The organism is Photobacterium lipolyticum (assembly GCF_003026475.1).
Classification (GTDB): domain Bacteria; phylum Pseudomonadota; class Gammaproteobacteria; order Enterobacterales; family Vibrionaceae; genus Photobacterium; species Photobacterium lipolyticum.
The window spans coordinates 21124-40298 of record NZ_PYMC01000011.1; the positions used below are offsets into that span (position 1 = coordinate 21124).

Annotated in this window: 20 protein-coding genes; 6 read left to right on the forward strand and 14 right to left on the reverse strand. The window is 47.3% G+C overall.

Annotated features, from left to right (window positions below; genetic code table 11):
• Positions 1-150: 150 nt before the first annotated feature.
• Complete coding sequence (gene bepA, locus C9I89_RS15070) at positions 151-1608, reverse strand: beta-barrel assembly-enhancing protease (RefSeq protein WP_107284164.1); 1458 nt, start codon at positions 1606-1608, stop codon at positions 151-153.
• A 350-nt stretch (positions 1609-1958) separates the two neighbouring features.
• Between bepA and C9I89_RS15075 the strand changes: the two genes are divergently transcribed.
• Both C9I89_RS15075 and C9I89_RS15080 read left to right on the forward strand, forming a co-directional pair.
• Positions 1959-2186 carry a sulfurtransferase TusA family protein gene (locus C9I89_RS15075; RefSeq protein ID WP_107284165.1) on the forward strand — a complete coding sequence of 76 codons (228 nt, stop codon included), beginning with the start codon at positions 1959-1961 and terminating at the stop codon, positions 2184-2186.
• 8 nt (positions 2187-2194) lie between these two features.
• Complete coding sequence (locus C9I89_RS15080) at positions 2195-3268, forward strand: AI-2E family transporter (RefSeq protein WP_107284166.1); 1074 nt, start codon at positions 2195-2197, stop codon at positions 3266-3268.
• A 130-nt stretch (positions 3269-3398) separates the two neighbouring features.
• Here C9I89_RS15080 and C9I89_RS15085 read toward each other — a convergent pair whose 3' ends face one another.
• From C9I89_RS15085 to C9I89_RS15095, 3 genes are read right to left on the reverse strand one after another with little or no spacing between them, the layout of a single operon-like run.
• On the reverse strand, positions 3399-3674 hold the full coding sequence (locus C9I89_RS15085) for a hypothetical protein (protein ID WP_107284167.1): 276 nt from the start codon (positions 3672-3674) through the stop codon (positions 3399-3401).
• Complete coding sequence (feoB, locus tag C9I89_RS15090) at positions 3674-6229, reverse strand: ferrous iron transport protein B (RefSeq protein ID WP_107284168.1); 2556 nt, start codon at positions 6227-6229, stop codon at positions 3674-3676. Before feoB ends, C9I89_RS15085 begins: the two co-directional genes overlap by 1 nt.
• Before the next feature lie 21 nt (positions 6230-6250).
• Positions 6251-6493 carry a FeoA family protein gene (locus C9I89_RS15095; protein WP_107284169.1) on the reverse strand — a complete coding sequence of 81 codons (243 nt, stop codon included), beginning with the start codon at positions 6491-6493 and terminating at the stop codon, positions 6251-6253.
• 256 nt (positions 6494-6749) lie between these two features.
• Here C9I89_RS15095 and C9I89_RS15100 point away from each other — a divergent pair, with 256 nt between their 5' ends.
• Both C9I89_RS15100 and C9I89_RS15105 read left to right on the forward strand, forming a co-directional pair.
• On the forward strand, positions 6750-7064 hold the full coding sequence (locus C9I89_RS15100; protein WP_107284170.1) for a hypothetical protein: 315 nt from the start codon (positions 6750-6752) through the stop codon (positions 7062-7064).
• Positions 7065-7111: 47 nt separating this feature from the next.
• On the forward strand, positions 7112-7900 hold the full coding sequence (locus tag C9I89_RS15105) for a DUF4198 domain-containing protein (RefSeq protein ID WP_107284171.1): 789 nt from the start codon (positions 7112-7114) through the stop codon (positions 7898-7900).
• Between the two features lie 78 nt (positions 7901-7978).
• On the opposite strand, the gene bcp is transcribed toward C9I89_RS15105, so the two are convergent.
• Entirely contained in the window at positions 7979-8449 is a 471-nt protein-coding gene (gene bcp, locus C9I89_RS15110) for a thioredoxin-dependent thiol peroxidase (protein WP_107284172.1), read from the reverse strand.
• An 11-nt stretch (positions 8450-8460) separates the two neighbouring features.
• The gene (locus C9I89_RS15115; RefSeq protein ID WP_107284173.1) at positions 8461-9000 is read right to left on the reverse strand and encodes a glycine cleavage system transcriptional repressor; all 540 of its coding nucleotides are present in this window, start codon (positions 8998-9000) and stop codon (positions 8461-8463) included.
• A gap of 161 nt (positions 9001-9161) precedes the next feature.
• Here C9I89_RS15115 and dapA point away from each other — a divergent pair, with 161 nt between their 5' ends.
• Together dapA and bamC are read left to right on the forward strand one after the other, a co-directional pair.
• Positions 9162-10043 (forward strand): 4-hydroxy-tetrahydrodipicolinate synthase, encoded by an 882-nt coding sequence (dapA, locus tag C9I89_RS15120; RefSeq protein WP_107284174.1) that lies wholly within the window; start codon positions 9162-9164, stop codon positions 10041-10043.
• A 30-nt stretch (positions 10044-10073) separates the two neighbouring features.
• The gene (gene bamC, locus C9I89_RS15125) at positions 10074-11102 is read left to right on the forward strand and encodes an outer membrane protein assembly factor BamC (protein ID WP_107284175.1); all 1029 of its coding nucleotides are present in this window, start codon (positions 10074-10076) and stop codon (positions 11100-11102) included.
• Positions 11103-11176: 74 nt separating this feature from the next.
• Here the strand turns inward: bamC and lipA are convergent, their stop codons facing one another.
• From lipA to rlmH, 8 genes are all read right to left on the reverse strand, one after another.
• Positions 11177-12145, reverse strand: coding sequence for a lipoyl synthase (gene lipA / locus C9I89_RS15130; protein WP_107284176.1), 969 nt, complete (start codon positions 12143-12145; stop codon positions 11177-11179).
• Entirely contained in the window at positions 12146-12790 is a 645-nt protein-coding gene (lipB, locus tag C9I89_RS15135; RefSeq protein WP_107284177.1) for a lipoyl(octanoyl) transferase LipB, read from the reverse strand.
• Positions 12791-12954: 164 nt separating this feature from the next.
• Positions 12955-13233 (reverse strand): DUF493 family protein YbeD, encoded by a 279-nt coding sequence (gene ybeD, locus C9I89_RS15140; RefSeq protein ID WP_107284178.1) that lies wholly within the window; start codon positions 13231-13233, stop codon positions 12955-12957.
• A 213-nt stretch (positions 13234-13446) separates the two neighbouring features.
• Positions 13447-14622 carry a serine hydrolase gene (locus tag C9I89_RS15145; protein WP_107284179.1) on the reverse strand — a complete coding sequence of 392 codons (1176 nt, stop codon included), beginning with the start codon at positions 14620-14622 and terminating at the stop codon, positions 13447-13449.
• A gap of 203 nt (positions 14623-14825) precedes the next feature.
• Entirely contained in the window at positions 14826-15629 is an 804-nt protein-coding gene (locus C9I89_RS15150) for a septal ring lytic transglycosylase RlpA family protein (RefSeq protein WP_107284180.1), read from the reverse strand.
• A complete protein-coding gene (gene mrdB / locus C9I89_RS15155) occupies positions 15630-16751 on the reverse strand; it encodes a peptidoglycan glycosyltransferase MrdB (RefSeq protein WP_107284181.1) in 1122 nt (373 codons plus the stop codon).
• The gene (gene mrdA / locus C9I89_RS15160) at positions 16748-18694 is read right to left on the reverse strand and encodes a penicillin-binding protein 2 (protein ID WP_107284182.1); all 1947 of its coding nucleotides are present in this window, start codon (positions 18692-18694) and stop codon (positions 16748-16750) included. The genes mrdB and mrdA overlap by 4 nt, the downstream gene beginning before the upstream one ends.
• Before the next feature lie 6 nt (positions 18695-18700).
• A complete protein-coding gene (gene rlmH, locus C9I89_RS15165; protein WP_107284183.1) occupies positions 18701-19171 on the reverse strand; it encodes a 23S rRNA (pseudouridine(1915)-N(3))-methyltransferase RlmH in 471 nt (156 codons plus the stop codon).
• Positions 19172-19175 lie beyond the last annotated feature (4 nt).

The following is a 19175-nucleotide window of genomic DNA, read 5'->3' on the forward strand; positions in this document are numbered from 1 at the left end:
TAATATGTTGCAGTCCCATTGTAGTGGAACTGCAACATATAAAAAAAGAAAAATAGTCAGGGCCTGTTTATCTTTCAACATAATTGCTGCCGGAGACTATTTTTTCAGTCTTTACAGCTGCAATGTTGAAAGTTAAGCAGGCCCTCATAACTACTGCAGATTCTCGAAGCGCTCGCGGGAAAGGCGAAGCTGGTCAATCCGGGCGTCGTAACGTGCCTGATCCAGTGAATCAACATCGACAATCTGGCTTGCCTGGATATAGTGATTGATCGCTTTGTCCCACTGTGCTCGTAATGCCAGTAATTCGGCACGGGCGGCCAGTTCACCATCGCGTTTTCCGCTATAGGCATAGGCTTGTGCCAGCAGGTTCCAGCCATTGGTATCCTGAGGATTGTCATAGGTGTAGCGGGTCAGAATAGAAATACTGTCCGTCGTACGTCCTGCTTCCTGCAGGGCATGAGCCAGGTTTAAGCGCAATACTTTATGGTCCGGGTTCTGCTTTAAAGCAACTTCTAACCGGTTGACAGCGGCATCATATTTCTTCTGGAACAGATCGAGATCGGTTGCTGAGTCAATGAAAAAACGGTTATTCGGTTCGGCTGCCACTAATGGGTCAAGTAGCTGATGTGCCAGGTCAAACTTGCCAGAGTCCATATAGACGAGGGCTTTGCCGTAGTTTAAGGCGGCTTTCTGACTGGGATTCGCCTTTTTCAGCTGGCGATCAAACCAATCTAATGCAGCATCGCTGTCAATTCCGGCAAAGCGCGCAACAATGCGGGCGCGGGCTAACTGGTAACGTTCAGAGGTATTTACCCTGACGGACGGGTACTGATTTGCACGGCTGCGGGTATCTGAGACACGCGCTTCAGGCAATGGGTGAGTCAGCAACATTGCTGGTGGTTTGCTGGCATAGCGATACTGATCGGCCAAGCGGCCAAAAAATTGCGGCATCGCTTGTACGTCAAAACCTGATTTTGCGAGTGTTGCAATACCAATACGATCAGCTTCTTTTTCATTACTGCGGGTATAGTTGATCTGTCCTTGCATTGAAGCGGCGGTGGTCGCGTGAATGGCTGCAATACCGGCCTCAGGTGAAGCAATGGCCAGCATCAGAGAGCCAATCAGAGCGGCCATCGTCGCCGGGGATTTTTTCGCCTGATCTTCCATACTTCGAGCAAGATGACGCTGGGTGACGTGAGCAATTTCGTGAGCCACAACAGAGGCTAATTCACTTTCTGTCTTGGCATGTAAAAACAACCCGCTGTGCAGAGCAACATAGCCACCAAAGAAAGCAAAGGCGTTAATTTCTCGGCTTTGGATCATGAAGAAATTAAAAGGGGTGCGAACATCCTCGGCATTGGCAACCAAGCGATGACCTAAGTCCAGTACATATTCTGACAGTAAAGGATCACTGATGACAGGTTTACTGGCCCGCAGCATACGCATGTATGCATCACCGTATTCCTGCTCTTTTTCTATCGTTAACGTTGATGCTGCTGCTGTGCCGATTTCCGGTAGGGTGTTGAAATTATCAGCATTTACCGTAAAACTTGAGCCCAATAAAGCACTTATTAAGAGATAGCTTGGCGCTTTAGAAAATCGAAACATGTTAATAATACAACCGCCTTCTGTGGTGATTCCAAGACATTATACTAATGACACTAATAGATCAGTTACTGATGTCATTAAAATTAAGACAACAAAACTTATGACGGGTTTCTTTTTTAGTTGAACCGGTGTCATTTATACCCAAGTAACCTCAAGATGCGAGATTCAGAGGTGCGCCCAAAGGGCAAGTATCATTGGCTTCTATGCTGTGTTGCTGATTTTTGACGTAGAGCAACTATGTCTTCAAATCAGCGCCTTACCTAGAAGCCAATAAATTCTCGCTGATACGAGCATCTTGAGGTCACTTGGGTATACAATACCTGATGGATAATAACTGTCAGTATACTGGAATGGAAATCCAATCGCTTGATTTGACATCAGAACGTTGCCCTATGGCACTTTTATTGGCTAAACGCGTAAGTAAAGGCCTTCGTTTTGATCAAATTTTGCAGATCCACATCTCAGATCCCGGTGGCAGACAAGATATTCCCCGTTATTTGTTAAACCATGGGTTTAATGTTGAGGTACAAGCTGATAGTTATCAAAAGCTTGTAATTGTTGTGACAAAAAGGCTGTAAATATATTTATGCTGGATATGCTAACTCGCTGGTATCAGCGACGATTTTCTGATCCCCACGCGGTAAGCCTGGTTGCTATTCTGTTAGGTGGTTTTCTAACGATCTACTTTTTCGGCCATCTTATTGCACCATTATTGGTGGCAATCGTACTGGCTTACTTACTTGAATGGCCTGTCATGCGATTAAGTCGCTTAGGGCTGCCTCGCTCGTTGTCGGTGATTGTAGTACTGCTGATTTTTGCAAGCTTAATGGTACTGGCAATTTTCGGTCTGGTACCGACAATCTGGCATCAGGTTGGCAACTTTGTTGCAGATGTGCCAAATATGTTCAATGGCCTGCAGGAGTACGTGTCCAGCTTGCCAGAGCGTTATCCTGATCTTGTCCAGCCGCATCAGATCGTGACGTTCATGACGACGCTGCGTGAAAAAGTACTGGGAATGGGGGAAAGTGTCGTCAAAGGCTCATTAGCCTCGCTGGTCAGCCTGGCAACCCTGGCTGTGTATTTAATCCTGGTGCCGTTATTGGTCTTTTTCCTTTTGAAAGATAAAGAGGAAATGCTGGCGACCCTGAGTGGCCTATTGCCGAAAAATCGCCGTTTGGCGAGCAAGGTCGGGGTGGAAATGAATGAGCAGATCACGAACTATATTCGCGGTAAAGTGACTGAAATTGTCATTGTCGGCATCACCAGCTACATCACCTTTGCGGTGATGGATTTACGTTATGCCGTGCTACTTGGGGTACTGGTTGGTTTTTCTGTGTTGATCCCATATATCGGCGCGGCGGCCGTCACTATACCGGTGGCAATGGTTGGTTTGTTTCAGTGGGGCTTATCCCCTGATTTCTGGTGGTTGTTAGTTGCTTACGGCATTATTCAAGCATTAGATGGTAACGTTTTAGTGCCGGTCTTATTCTCGGAAGCCGTTAACCTGCACCCTGTTGCCATTATCGTTGCAGTATTGGTTTTTGGTGGTTTATGGGGGTTCTGGGGAGTGTTTTTTGCGATTCCGTTAGCGACCTTGGTGAAAGCAGTATGGAATGCCTTGCCCGCCAAAGAACTCGATGATGAGACGGTGAGTGAATAGGCCGATAGTGCTTACAAGAAGAAATACCGTATTTGGGAAATGCCAGTCAGTTAAACGGACTGGCATTTTTTATTGCAAGTCGGCTATTTTTACTACTTATCCCAGTTGGTATTAGGATGATTTTCTTGGTTCAGCCGCTACTCTGATTGGTCGATTTGTTTGTTGCTGTCTTGTCATCAGAGGGGAGAGATATCACTGATATCGTGCCCATCTGCTGACAGCGGGGTTGACGCATTGCTTTGCCACACCGGTTGCAACCGTCACACCGTCCCTTGTTTTTCCACCACTTAATATAGAGATAAACAAGCGCGGCAATGATCACCGGGCCGGCAACAGCGATATCCTCCCAGCTGGTGGTGGCAGTCAGATAAGGTAATACTGCTAAAGTAGAATCTGTATTCGCCATCAGAGCGCTCCACTATTGTTTAGTGGGGCGGTGTTGCCAGCAGCAGGCATAAGTCCGCGTTTGATGGCCGGATAAAACCCGACGGCGAGCAGCAATGCCAGACCGCTAAAGTACACGCCGCTCATCATAGCAATGCCAGACGCGCCCAGTGCCAGACCCAGACTGTAAGTCGTACTTGCAACGCCCAGTCCCAACGCGGTGGGGAAGATCAGTGAGAGCAGCATCCAGCGATATTGTCCTGTCTGCACCCTAACCATGATCATCGTAGCCAGACATGGCGGATACAGTGCAAAGAACAGGATCATTGCCACCGCGGTGAGTGATGTAATGCCTTCGGTTTGCTCACCCATACGTTGTTCAAGGCTGGCATTCTGATCATCTTCCTGTTGGAACAGTACACCCAGAGTGGCAACGCTACTTTCGCGGGCGGCAAAAGAAGAAAGCAGGGCAACGTTAATTTTCCAGTCAAAGCCTGCAAACTGTGTGACAGGTTCCATTGAACGGCCAACAGATCCGAGAAAGGATTTGGTCAGGCGTTCTTCTTTTATTTCCCGGCGAATTGATTTACGGGCGCTAGTCAGATTACGCAATGCTCGATTGGCTTTTTTCGCCAGTAGGTCTCCCTTAGGCGCTTTAACAAATGGGAAGAAAGTCGGGTTACGTTGTTTGAATGTTATATTAACCGCTTTGGAAGCTTCCGCGCCTTTGGCATTCAACTTGGCACGTTTGAAATCGTTGTAATAGTTGACCAGTGATACCAGCTGCTCACCTTGTGCGACATCAAGGTAGGGGTTTCCTGCCATTGCCTTCTTGAACTTTTGAATTGCTTGTGCTGAGCGTTGTTGATAGAAGTTGTCTCGCTCAGGGGGCAGGCCTGGATATTGTAGTAGAGTAAAGATCACTACAGATACGGCAATGACAATGGTGCCAACCTTCTTGATGTAAATCCAGGTACGTTCAGTCGAGCGGGTTAGCACAGCGCGAACTGTGGGCAGGTTGTAACGTGGCAGCTCTATCACAAATGGGGCACTTTCCTCACCGCGCAATACGGTCAGAGACAACAGCTTGGCAACCAGTAATGCAGCGATAATGGTCATGGTTGAAATGTAGAACATCATCAGTGCTTGGTCCTGCTTGAAAAAGATACCAACCAGCAGGGTATAGAGAGGAACTTTGGCCAGACAGTTCATAAACGGCACGGTGAGTATGGTGGCCATTCTGGCCCGGTGATCCGGAATGCCTTTGGTTGCCATAATTCCGGGTACCGCACAGCCGCCGGCGAATACTCCACTGAGAATGAGCGGTAGGGTGCTCTGGCCATGCAGACCAAAACGATGAAGCACTTTGTCGATCACAAAGGCGATCCTCGCCATATAACCTGAATCCTCCAGAATGGCAATCAGCGCAAACAAAATCAGAAATATAGGAACATAGTTCAATAGAGTATTGGCGGAATCGACGATCCATAGCCCCAGCGACCGGGTATAAGGATCAAACAGGAATCCGGCTTCCGGTAGTAACCCGGCGACGAACTCCCGGAAGTTTGCCAGATACGGCCAAGTATAGTTGGTTAGTGTATAGCCATGGACGATCGCTAGCTGGTAGATCATAAAGACGGTCAGAACCAGGAACACCGGAGCCAGAAAACGATTCAGTACGACTTTATCAATACGTTGTGACACGGTTGGTCCCTGATGCGGTATGACGACAACCGCGTCGGCGAACAACGATTGCACAAAAGCTTCGCGTTGAGCGGCAATGTAGTCATTTATACCGGTTTTGTATTGGCGATCAAACTTTGCGCGCAATGCAGATACCATTTCGAGCAGTGGTGCCAGCTCGGTTTCTGGCAGTCTGTCAGTCAGGCAGCTGATAATCTGGGCGTCATTTTCCAGCAATTTAAGCAGCAGCCAGTAGCGCGGTAGCTCGTCAATTTCTTCCTCAACACCAACCAGTTCGGCATCAATAGTGGCTATAGCTTCCGTCAGCGCAGGATAGTGAGGCAGATTTCCATGCTGAACCGCGGACTTTGTGTTGGCCGTTTTGATTGTTTTCGCTGCGGTCTGAGTTTTTATTACCTCGCAAAGCGCTTCTCGTCCTTCCCCTTTGCGCCCGACAGTGGTCACGACCGGTATCGACAGGCGCTGGCTGAGACGCTCAGTATCAATGGTCATCCCTTGTTTATTGGCAACGTCCATCATGTTCAGTGTCAGCACTGTCGGGCAGGCCATTTCTAACAACTGGACTGTTAAGTGCAGTGAGCGTTTAAGGTTTGCGGCATCGACAACGTTGATGATGAGGTCGGGCTTTTCAAAGCAGAGAAAATTCCGGGCTACTCGTTCTTCAAGAGAGAAAGGCGACAAACTGTAGGTGCCAGGCAGATCAACAGCCTGATAAGGCTGATTCTGATAGCGAAAATAGCCGTATTTCTTATCGACGGTTACCCCAGGGTAGTTGGCTATATGCTGCCTGGCCCCTGTGAGAAGGTTAAAAAGCGTGGATTTGCCTGCATTTTGTTGTCCGGAGAGAGCAACTAGTGGCGTGCGATTTGTCATTTTACTTTCCTTTTCCCTGCATTAACACGCTTCGGGGGGAGCGATTGCTACCACTTCAATCCTTGCCGCTTCTGTGCGGCGCAGTGAGATATGGGTATTGTCAATTTTGATTTCGATCGGATCGCCGAGCGGGGCACTTCTGATCATCGTGACAGTGGTATGAGGCATGATGCCTAAATCCATCAGGCGTTGTCTTATCATTCCCGTTGCGCGATGACGGTGAACAACAACAGTTTGATTTGGATTAATATCGTTTAGTGTCATAAAGGTCACTCACAATTGGCTAAAAAAGAATGCTGTTAAGATAATGCTCATTTCAATATTAGGCTTATAAATCAACGTCATTCAACCTAAATGATAATTACTATCACCATCATTGATCTGCCTCAATAAAAATACGAATAAGAAGGATTCTCATTTGGAGTGGTGGTATCTTGCTTTCGGTATTCAGTGTGTTGCTTATTTGTTCGGTTGAATTCGACCGTAATTGGCAACAAGAAAATAGTAATCAGGTCTCGATATGAATAAAAAACAACTTTCGTTTGCGCTCATGTTATCCATGGTTCCGCTGACTGGTATGGCGCATACCCCATTGTGTTCCTGTTATGACAACGGTGACGGCACCGTGTTATGTGAGGGAGGCTTCTCTGATGGTTCTTCAGCGGCCGGTGTTGAAGTTATTGTCGCCGATGCAGAAGGTCATCAATTACTTGCTGGCAAGATGAGTGAGGACAGTGAGTTTGAGTTCAACAAGCCGCAAGGCGATTACAAGGTTCAGTTTAATGCAGGCCCTGGCCATCTGGTTGAAATCGGAAGTGAAGATATCACCGAATAATATGCAGTTACTGAGGTATTTCCTCTAAGTAGAAAGGATTGAAATTAATGAAAAAAACATTTATTACATCACTTAGCTTTGCCGCTCTGGCTATTTCTGGTGCGGCTAATGCTCACTTTCAGCTGGTCTATACACCGGATGTGATTGTGGAACAACCGACTGAGATCGACATGAAGCTGGTATTCGGTCACCCGATGGATAACGGTCACGTGATGGACATGGATAAGCCAGAGCAGTTCTTCGTTCAGTTCAAAGACAAGCGTATAGATTTAATGGGCAAGCTGAAACAGATCCGCTGGGCGGGTCCGGAAAATACAGCAAAAGCTTACCATGCTGACTACAAAGTTAAGCGTAACGGTGATTACGTCTTTGCCGTAGTCCCTGCACCATATTATGAAAAAGGTGAAGACATTTATATTCAGCAGATCACCAAGTCGTATGTTAATAAAGGTGGCCTTCCAACTGGTTGGGAACAGCCACTGGAGCTGGCGACGGAGATTATACCGCTGAATAAGCCATACCAGGTCTTTGCTGGCGGCACATTTACCGGACAGTTGCTGAGTGAAGGTAAGCCAGCGGCAGGTGTTGAGTGTGAGATTGAATTTATTAATACTGACATTGACATGAAAGACAATGCTTTCGGTAAAAAAACGTACCGTGAGGCACCGGAAACGGCAATTGTGGCAATCACCGATCAGGATGGAGAATTCACATTCGGTATTCCAAAAGCCGGAGTATGGGGCTTTGCTTGCCTAGGGTCAGGTCCTGTGACTGAGCATAAAGGTAAAGAGATGTCTCAGGATGCAGTTATCTGGGTGAATGCACAGGAGCTGTAATTTCCCCTCCCCGTATTCATAAATCGTTCATAGACTGAAGGCCCCTGCTGCTGTGCAGGGGATCTTGTCGGTGCCATATTACTGATGGTTGTTGAGGTAGTTCAGCACAATCTCATGGTGATCTTTGGTTTTGAACTTATTGAAGACATGTTCAATAATGCCTTCTTCATTGATCAGGAAGCTGATACGGTGCAGACCGTCGTATACCTTGCCCATAAATTTTTTCTCGCCCCAGACCCCAAATTGATCGGCGACAGCGTGGTCTTCATCCGATAAGAGGGTGAAATTAAGGTTATCGCGCTCAATGAATTTAGGCAGACGTTTAACCGCATCAATGCTAATGCCCAACACCACCACATTCTTTTCGTCTAACTCTGCTTTACTGTCCCGCAGCCCACACGCTTGAACGGTACAACCGGGGGTCATGGCTTTAGGATAAAAATAAGCCAGTACTTTCTTACCTTTAAAATCAGTCAAGTTGACAGGTTGGTTATCCTGATTCAGCAGGGTGAAGGCTGGAGCTGGCATGCCAGCGGTCAGAGTCTTCATACAATTTTTCCTTATTGATTATGACCGATGAAATTGACGGTACCGGTGGCAAGGAGATCATGACAAAGGGCTTCGAACTCTTCTTGCAGTGACATCAAATTACAGCCTTCAGGCAAATTGGTGCTGATCTGTAAAATGAAACGATTCGTCGAGTCGTGATTAGGGGATTCCTGGGTATGGGCGCTTAAGGATGAAATGTCAATTTTACGCACGGCAAAGAAATGAGTAAATTGTTCGATAATCCCAGGAGTGTCATCGGCTTCGATGAAAAAATCGGCCGTGTAAGGAAAGAAGCGATCTTTGTGTTTCGTCGTTCTTTTCATCACCGTGACTAAATCATGTTCTTGTGCTTTTAATGGTAATGTCGATTCCACGCGAGAGATGGCATTACCATTACCGGATAGCAACATAATTAAGGTGAACTCAGTGCCGAACAGAGCGAGGCGGCTATCTACAATATTGCAATTACATTGCGTGATGAGTCGGGTAATTTCAGCTGAAATTCCGGGGCGATCCGTACCAACCGCAGTAATGACAAGGTAATGTTCCATATTTATTCACATCGTTTTGCTATCTTTCCTGCATGTTAGCACAGGAAGCAGGCCGGGATAATAAGCCTATCTATTTAGTTGACTGTTTTACTTACTATCACGCTTGAGTTTACGGTCACTGAAAAGTACCATGAAGACTTATATAAAAAGGGGAGATGGACATGTTTTCAGGAAGCATGGTAGCGCTAATAACACCATTAGATGAGGCTGGCGAAGTAGATTATGCCAGCCTGGCCAACTTGGTGGAATATCATATTGCCGCTGGCACGGATGCAATTGTTGCCGTTGGTACGACAGGCGAGTCGGCAACGCTGACCGTTGATGAGCATGTGAAGGTCGTATTAAAAACGTTAGAATATGCCAAAGGTCGTGTGCCAGTTATTGCGGGTACCGGGGCGAACGCAACTCATGAAGCCATCACCTTTAGTAAACTTTTTTCTGGTACGGGGGTTGCTGGCTGTCTGTCCGTCACACCGTATTACAATAAACCGACACAAGAAGGTTTATTTCAACATTATAAAGCCATTGCGGAAGCGACAGATCTGCCTCAAATTCTGTATAATGTGCCGGGTCGAACTGCGGTTGATTTATTGCCTGAAACGGTTGCCCGTCTTGCCAAAATAGACAACATCGTCGCGATTAAAGATGCGACGGGGGATTTATCCCGTTTACAAAAAACTCGGGAACTTTGTGGCGAAGATTTCATCCAACTAAGCGGTGATGATGCAACAGGTTTAGATTTTGTTGCTCAAGGCGGGCAGGGTGTCATCTCTGTAACGGCGAATGTGGCTGCTGCAGATATGGCAAAAATGTACAAGCTGGCTCTTAGTGGCCAGTTCGAGGCCGCAAAAAAAATAAATGAACGCTTAATGCCGTTGCACAAACACCTTTTTGCCGAATCGAATCCAATTCCAGTCAAGTGGGCCGCCCACAAACTGGGTTTGATTGAGCATGGGTATTTGCGTTTGCCGCTTACAGAATTAAGTGAGTCAGCACAGCCAGTGGTTATTCAGGCTCTTAAGGATGCCAATGTGCTGCTGTAGTTTGCATAAGCGTAGGAGCGCGAAGCATAGATGAATTGTAATTACAGGCTTGTATTAACTGCTGTTATGGTTGCCAGCTTGGCTGCCTGTTCTGGTGGTGCCGAGCGACGACGTCAAGCAAATCAGGATTTTACCTATCTTGATTCCAAGCCATTAGAAAACTGGTCTTTACCTGCGGGAGCCGAATCATTCGCTGCCACAGATTACGCTATTTCTAGTCAAGTCTATCAAGGTGAAATAGGTTCCGCCGTTGATATTCGTCCACCGCAACAGGTATTAGCGCTTATTCCTGGTGCCCGAAGTGTCCAAGATGCTGATGGCGTCACTTTGTTATTGCCTAAACCGACTGTTTTAGCACAAGTATGGTCGTTAACTCAGCGTATTATCGCTGAGCGCAATATCAGTCTTCGTAGTCAGTCAGCGAACGCTATTGAGACTGATTGGGTAAATTGGATGAATGACGACGAAGAAGCTGAAGTCGGCAGTCGTTATCGGATTGAAAAATCCTCCGATCCTGAACGTCATAGCTTTAAGATTTCGCTGGTTGACTGGCGGGAAGGTGGCGTTGAAAAACCCGTATCGCTCGTTAATAAAGTGCGTTACAGCATTTTAATGACCAACCTGGTGACATCGCAGTATGATCAGCTGCTTCGTGACGAAGCTCGTGTTCGTGCTGAGGAACTGGTTAAACAGATCCCGATCTCATTAGGTAAAGATCGTAGCGGCCTGCCTGTGATTATTGCGCGTGCACCTTATAACGTGTTCTGGGAACGTCTGCCACCACTTGTTACTGAGCTTGGTTTCACGGTTGAAAGCCGTAACCGTTCACAAGGTGCGGTGGAAGTGAAATTCCGTTCTCCGGATGATGAGTTCTGGACCGAGCTGGGTGTAAAACCCATTATGCTGGATGACAGTACTTATAAATTACAACTGGGTGATTTAGGTAACCGTACATCAATGAGTGTGACGGATTCAAATGGTAAGCCGATCACTGAAGAAGCATTAAATACGATAGCACTTGTATTTGCTACCGCCATTGAGCGCGACAATAGCCAATAGTACAAGCAGCGCGAGGTATAAAAAAACCGCTTTGGCTTGCGCCTAAAGCGGTTTTTTTAACTAAAAATTAGAAACTATTTTATCTCAACACCTTTTGCCTGCAGGTCGGCATGGTAAGAAGAGCGTACAAATGGACCACATGCAGCGTGAGTAAAACCCAGCTCTAATGCAATTTCTTTTAGCTCATCAAACTCAGATGGCGGAACATAACGTTCGACCGGCAGGTGATGACGGCTTGGTGCCAGGTATTGTCCCAGAGTCAGCATGGTGACGCCATGTGCACGTAAATCTGTCAAGACCTGAACGATCTCTTCTTTGGTTTCTCCCAGGCCCATCATCACGCCTGATTTGGTTGGGATCTCCGGGTGCATTTCCTTGAATTTCTTCAGTAGATCCAGAGACCACTGATAGTTAGCTCCCGGACGCGCTTTACGATACAGGCGAGGGGCTGTTTCAAGGTTATGGTTAAAGACATCTGGCGGATTATCACGCAGGATTTCTAGTGCATTATCCATACGTCCGCGGAAATCAGGCACCAGTGTTTCAATTCGAATTTCAGGGTTTTTCAGTCGAATTTCACGGGTACAGTCAGCAAAGTGCTGGGCTCCGCCATCACGAAGATCATCGCGGTCTACAGACGTAACCACGACGTATTTAAGCTTCATATCTGAGATGGTTTGGGCTAGCTGCACGGGCTCTTCTGCACTTGGTGGCAGTGGTCGGCCATGGGCAACATCGCAGAATGGGCATCGGCGAGTACAAATGGCACCCAGGATCATAAAGGTTGCAGTACCGTGGTTAAAACATTCAGCCAGGTTAGGGCAAGAAGCCTCTTCACAAACAGAGTTTAGATTATTCTTACGCATAGCGGCTTTAATGTCTTGAATACGTTTGCTGTCTGATGGAAGCTTAATTTTCATCCATGCAGGCTTACGTAATACTTCTTTTGGCGCCTCTTCTGCAACATGACGTACAGGGATCAGAGCCATCTTGTCGGCATCACGGTATTTGACACCCTGTTCGATTTTTATTGGTTTGCTCATTTAACTGCTCTCCGTTATCCACTCAATGCTCTGGTAATCGAGCAATTTTGTCAACTCTTCAACAAGTACAGGCTGAACTTCGAGTAGTTCAGAAGGGCCATTCAACAAGGATAACTGAGTCATTTCCATGCCAGCATAACCACAAGGATTAATGCGCAGAAATGGTGTCAGATCCATATTGATATTGAGCGCCAGACCATGAAAAGAGCAGCCACGCCTGATACGTAACCCGAGTGAACAAATCTTCTTATTGTCGACATACACACCAGGGGCATCTGGTCGGGCATTAGACTCCACCCCAAAATGGGACAGAGTATTAATGACGGTGTTTTCAATATGTGTAACCAGTTCACGTACACCCAATTTGAGCCTTCTCAGATCAATCAGGATATAAGCGACTTGCTGGCCCGGACCATGATAGGTTACCTGCCCGCCACGATCGCTTTGTACCACAGGGATGTCACCTGTATGCAACAAGTGCTCTGCTTTACCGGCCTGCCCCTGGGTAAAGACAGGGTTGTGTTCAACCAGCCATACTTCATCAGGTGTTTGTGGTGAACGTTGATCGGTAAACTCCTGCATCGCCTGCCAGGTCTTTTCGTAATCCTGGCAGCCAAGGTTTCGAATGATGAGACTTTTTTGCAATTTATCACACCCATATGGTAACCAGGCAAAGCCTGAATGAAGGAACCCTGCATAACATACCGCATAGGGCAAAGCTTATGGGGAATTATAAAGCTTGGCGGCTGAATTATCAGCCGCCAATTTTGTAGGGGTATTGGTTTGCTCGATCCTTGGCTAACCCAGGCTCAGAGTACCACGCGAACGATGTCGATATCGCCAAGCTCTGTATATAGCGTCTCTACCTGCTCGATAGAGGTCGCGGTAATGGTCACTGAAACGGCACTGTAAGTGCCTTTGCCACTAGGCTTAACCGTTGGCGAATAGTCGCCTGGCGCGTGGCGCTGAATGACTTCTACAACCAGATCGGGTAATTCTGGTTTATTAAACCCCATCACCTTGTAGGAGAACTTACAAGGGAATTCAAGTAGGTCTTTTAGTTTTGGTTGCGCTTGTTGCTGTTGCATTCTGAACTCCAGGGGTCCGCATTCGGTATGACTGAATGTAATATCTGGCTGATTATTTTCTTTGGGTACGTAACCACTCAGATTGATATTAGGCGAGCATAGTAATGTGTCATTAACTAGAAAACAAGCATCGTGGGAGCAGGTTGTCGGAAGGTGTGTAAAGAAAAAGGCGACCATTGTGGTCGCCTTTGTACGGATCTGTGTGGGATTTGATTAACTTAACCAGCTTTTAAACAACATCATGATGTAGTCAATCAAGCGACTGAAAATTCCGCCTTCATTGACATCGTTAAGAGCGAGTAGCGGATATTCAGCGATATCTTCCTCGCCAACACGGTAATAAAGTTTCCCTACCACATCGCCTTTCGCGATTGGTGCCTTCAAATCTTTTTCAAGAATAAAGCTGGCTTTTAAGTCTTTTGTCTGACCGCGAGGCAAAGTGACAAAGGTATCTTCACTGACGCCCAGTGATACCTCATCAATGTCACCCATCCAGACTTTTTCTGTCACAAACGTTTCGTTAGCTTTGTGTGGCGAAACTGTTTCAAAGAAACGGAAGCCATAGTTAAGAAGCTTCTTACTTTCGGCTTTACGGGAATTGGCGCTTTTGGTTCCCATTACCACAGCAACCAGGCGCATTTTTCCCTCAGTTGCGGTGCTTACCAAGCTATAGCCAGCATTGTTGGTATGGCCCGTCTTCATGCCATCAACATTTAAGCTGTTATCCCATAGTAGGCCGTTGCGGTTGTATTGGGTTATACCGTTATAAGTGAATGACTTCTCTTTATAGATAGCAAATTCTTCTGGTACATCACGGACCAGAGCCTGACCAAGCAGGGCCATATCATAAGGTGTGGTGTACAGGTTATTATTATCTAAGCCATGAACATTGGCGAAATGGGTGGAGTCCATACCAATGGTTTTCGCCCATGCGTTCATCAGATCAACAAAGGAATCTTCTGAGCCGGCTACGTGCTCAGCCATCGCCACACATGCATCGTTACCCGATTGGATAATGATACCGCGGTTCAGATCAGCGACTTTGACTTCAGTGCCGACTTCGATGAACATTTTCGAAGAGCCAGGAAAATTTTTTGCCCATGCATTTTTGCTGATGACAACAGTGTCATCCATGGAAATATTGCCACGCTTAATTTCCTGGCCGATGACGTAACTGGTCATCATTTTGGTCAGGCTGGCTGGCGGTATCTTATCGTTAGCTTGGTTGCCGGCTAGGATTTTACCTGAATGGTAATCCATCAAGACATAGCCTTTTGCGGCAATTTGAGGTGGATCCGGCACCACAGCGGGTGCAGCAGCTGCAGAAGCAGAGGCCAGCATCAACGCCGAGATGGCTAAAGTTCGGGAAGTTGCAGCAAATTTATTCATGATTGTTGTAACTTAATTTGTCGATTACAAAAAACTGTACACACTATATCAGATTGAAAATTCAGAACCAGTTGAGAAAGGGTGAGATGTCGAAATCCTGACATTAATCATCTCCAGTATTGAATCATTTGAGACGTTACTCTTCCTAAATCGTGTCACTGATTGTTGTGCGTGATAGTCGGCGGTTACTTGATACTTATTTTCTATTTTTGTTCAAACTCACGTTGAGTTGTGATGATAAAAGCTTTCGGGTAGTTGTTTGCTTTGGCTTTATCCCGTTGACCAATTGCTTCATCACGATCAAGGTAAGGGCCTAACCGTACCCGATAGACGGCTGCAGACTCGGATTTTTTCAGGTCAACGGATGTCGCAAAGGTTTCCGCTAATTTATCGGCTACCAGCCTGGCCTTATTTTCATCGCTTACTGCAGCTAACTGCACGTAGTAATAGTTAGGATTTGCTGTTTGCCATTCATCGGGTGAGACGGGCTTCGCCACCTGGATCAACTCTATTTTCACGGGGGCGGTGCCGTCTTTGATTAGGTCCAGTTTCGATGCGGCAGCCATACTTAAATCGATGATCCTGCCATCATGAAACGGGCCACGGTCGTTAATCCTAACGATGGCTGTTTTACCGTTTTTCTGATTGGTCACTTTGACATAACTGGGTAATGGCAGGGTTTTATGGGCTGCTGTCATCGAGTACATGTCGTAGATTTCACCGTTAGAGGTCTTATGGCCATGAAACTTCTTGCCATACCAGGAAGCATGACCTTCTTGGGTAAAGCCTTCCTGGTCGGTCACGATCGTGTAATCTTGACCGCGCAAGGTGTAATTTTTATTGCCCGCCAGGCTGATGGGTTCATAGCGAGGCTGGGCATCTTCAATATGGTCCAGAGTCGGTGAATTTTCCGGAGCCACATCGTCAGTGATATCGTAGCGTTCTTTGCTTGGCGTTGAGCTACAACCGGTCAGCAGTAATAAAAAAAGAATGGATAATGCACGCATTTAGGTCGCCTTCGACAACATTTTTCTATGAGTATGAATAGACATTAGAATGCCAAAACCAGCCATCAGGGTCACCATGGATGTCCCGCCGTAACTTATTAAAGGAAGTGGTACCCCAACAACAGGTAATATGCCGCTCACCATGCCGATATTTACAAAGATGTAAACGAAGAAGCTCAGAACGATACTGCCGGCCATCATTCGGCCAAATGCCGTTTGGGCACGACTGGCCAGCAGTAATCCCCGGCCGATAATAAACAGGTAGATACCCAGCAGGCAAGCGACGCCGGCTAATCCCCATTCTTCAGCAATCACGGCGAAGATAAAGTCAGTGTGGCGCTCTGGTAAGAATTCTAGTTGTGATTGTGTACCGTGCAGCCAGCCTTTTCCGGCGATACCGCCTGAGCCGATGGCAATTTTGGATTGAATAATATGATAACCCGCGCCCAGTGGATCGGACTCTGGATTGAACAGGGTCAGTACACGGGTGCGCTGGTAGTCGTGCATTAAGAAAAACCACAAGATCGGAATAAAGGCCCCGAGCAGGACTGCGGCAGCAGTGATGATCCGCCAGCTAATGCCAGACAGGAACAGAACGAATATACCGGATGCGGCAATCAGAATGGATGTGCCTAAATCGGGCTGTTTCGCGATCAGGATCGTCGGTACAAATATCATCATCAAAGCCACGACAATATTGCGGAAACTGGGCGGCAGCGGTTTATTGCCAATGAACCGGGCGACCATTAAGGGCACGGCCAGCTTGATGAGTTCTGAGGGCTGGAAACGGACAAAACCGAAATTGAGCCAACGCTGCGCCCCTTTTGATGCTTCGCCAAACACCAGTACCCCAAGCAACAGTATCAATCCGACCCCGAACAGGTAAGGTGCCCAGGCCTCATAATGACGCGGGGCGACCTGGGCTAAGATAAACATGATACTAAGGGATAAACACATACGAACAGCCTGACGCTCCATCATTGGCAGGCTTTGGCCGCTGGCACTGTACATCACTAATAAACCGAAACCCATCAGGGCTAAAAGACCTAACAGTAGTGGCATGTCCAGATGTAAGCGGTCACTGAGGGAGCGTTTATTCCCAGTTGTAGCCATCACACTCATTGATTTACCTCAGCTAGCTGGGATTGTTTTTCTGGCTCGGGTTGCTTGGGTTTCAGCAATACATGGTCGAAAATCTTACGTGCCACGGGGCCACCATTGGATGAACCGCCTCCGGCGTTTTCCAGCACCATAGACACCACGATCTCTGGCGCTTCAAAAGGGGCGAACGCGGTAAACAATGCGTGATCTCGCAGGTGCTCTTCCAGTTCTTCAGCGTTATATTTCTGATCTTTAGCTAAACCGAAGACCTGGGCAGACCCCGATTTACCACCCGCTTGGTAAGGCGTGCCGTAGAATGCACGTCTCGCGGTGCCTCGGGTGCCGTAAAGTACGCGATGCATGCCTTCTTTGGCAACATCCCAATACTTTTGTTCGACACCGGTGATTGGCGGATATTCATCAAAGACGGCAGGCGTCTCATTTTCATCATCAATAATGTTTTTTAACAAATGAGGGGGACGCACAATACCATTGTTAACCAGTACCGTGGTTGCTTTGGCTATCTGTAACGGCGTCGATGTCCAGTAGCCTTGTCCGATACCGACCGGAATGGTATCACCCTGGTACCAAGGCTGACGGAAACGGGCTTGTTTCCATTCACGCGTCGGCATATTGGCTTTACTCTCTTCGTAAATATCAATACCGGTGTATTCACCGTAACCGAATTTAGTCATCCAGCTCGACAGGCGATCAATGCCCAAATCGTAAGCCACTTGATAGAAGAAAGTATCAACGGATTCTTCAATGGCTTTTCCCAGGTTCACTTTACCGTGCCCCCAGCGTAGCCAGTCACGGAATGGACGGCTGTTTGAATTTGGGATCTTCCACCAGCCCGGATCGTTACGGGTGGTTCGGGTGGTGATCACCCCTTCGGTCAATGCGGCTACAGAGATCAGTGGCTTAACGGTTGATGCCGGCGGGTAAATACCCAATGTGGCCCGGTTAACCAGCGGTCGGTTTATGTTATTAAGCAGCTCGCTGTATTTCTTGCTGGAGATACCATGAACAAACAGATTAGGATCATAGCTTGGGCTGGACACCATGGCTAGTACGGCAGAATCGCGAGGATCCAGCACCACCACGGAGCCGCGTTTATAGGTTACGGCTTCTTCGCCGGTATCCGGATCCAGTTTTCGTTCGGTCAGCAGTTCTTTCACATACAGCTGTAACTCAATGTCGATATTGAGTTTGATATCTTTGCCTGGAATTGGCGGGACATATTTCAGGGTGCGAATAATACGGCCACGGCTATTGACTTCGACTTCCTGATAACCGGATGTACCATGAAGCAAGTCTTCATAGTATTTCTCGATGCCCAGCTTGCCGATATCCCGTGTGGCTTTGTAGTTGTTGATTTTTTCTTCTCGTTCCAAACGCTGGAGATCACGGTCGTTGATTTTAGCAACATAGCCTAAAACGTGGGTCAGTGAGTCACCGTAAGGATAATGGCGCTTGAGGTAGGCTTTGACTTCTACCCCGGGAAATTTGTGCTGATTGACAGAAAACAGTGCAACTTGCTGTTCCGATAACTGATTTCGAATCGAGACAGATTTAAAGCGGCGGCTACGTCGGCGCTCTTTCTTAAAGTTCTCAAATTCTTCGTCAGTGATCCCCATCAGAGATTGCAGGCGAGCAAAGGTATCTTCGAGATCGGATACTTTTTCTGTCGTAATTTCGAGGGCGTAAATCGGGCGGTTTTCAGCCAGCAGTACACCGCTGCGATCGTAAATCAGGCCGCGGTTAGGGGCAACCGGGACGATTTTGATTCGGTTGTCGTTAGAGCGTGTTTGGTAGTCGGCATGTTGGCTGACCTGAATGTGATACAGGTTGGTAAGCAGCACACCGACCAGTACGACGATGCCGATAAATGAGACAAGAGCCCGGCGAAAAAAGAGTGCCGACTCAGCCCGATGGTCGCGGATCTGGGTTCGCTTTTGTCTCATTGACACTTATTCCCTGTGGTAAGGATGGTTGGCGGTGATACTCCACGCGCGGTATAAACTTTCGGCCATTACAACCCGTACTAACGGATGCGGTAGTGTTAACGGAGATAAAGACCAGCTTTGCTCTGCCGCGGCTTTACACGCCGGGGCCAGTCCTTCCGGACCGCCGATCAGAATTGACACATCACGTCCATCGAGCTTCCAGCTGTCAAGTTGCTGGGCTAATTGCTCGGTATCCCAGCGCTTGCCCGGAATATCCAAGGTGACAATACGGTTACCTTTAGCAACTGCGGCTAACATGGCTTCGCCTTCTTTTTGTAAGATGCGAGCAATATCAGCATTTTTTCCCCGTTTCCCGGCAGAAATTTCAATCAACTCTAGTGGCATATCTTTAGGGAAACGACGGCTATATTCTTTATAACCGTCTTCGACCCATTTGGGCATCTTAGTGCCAACAGCAATCAGTTGAAGCTTCATGGTT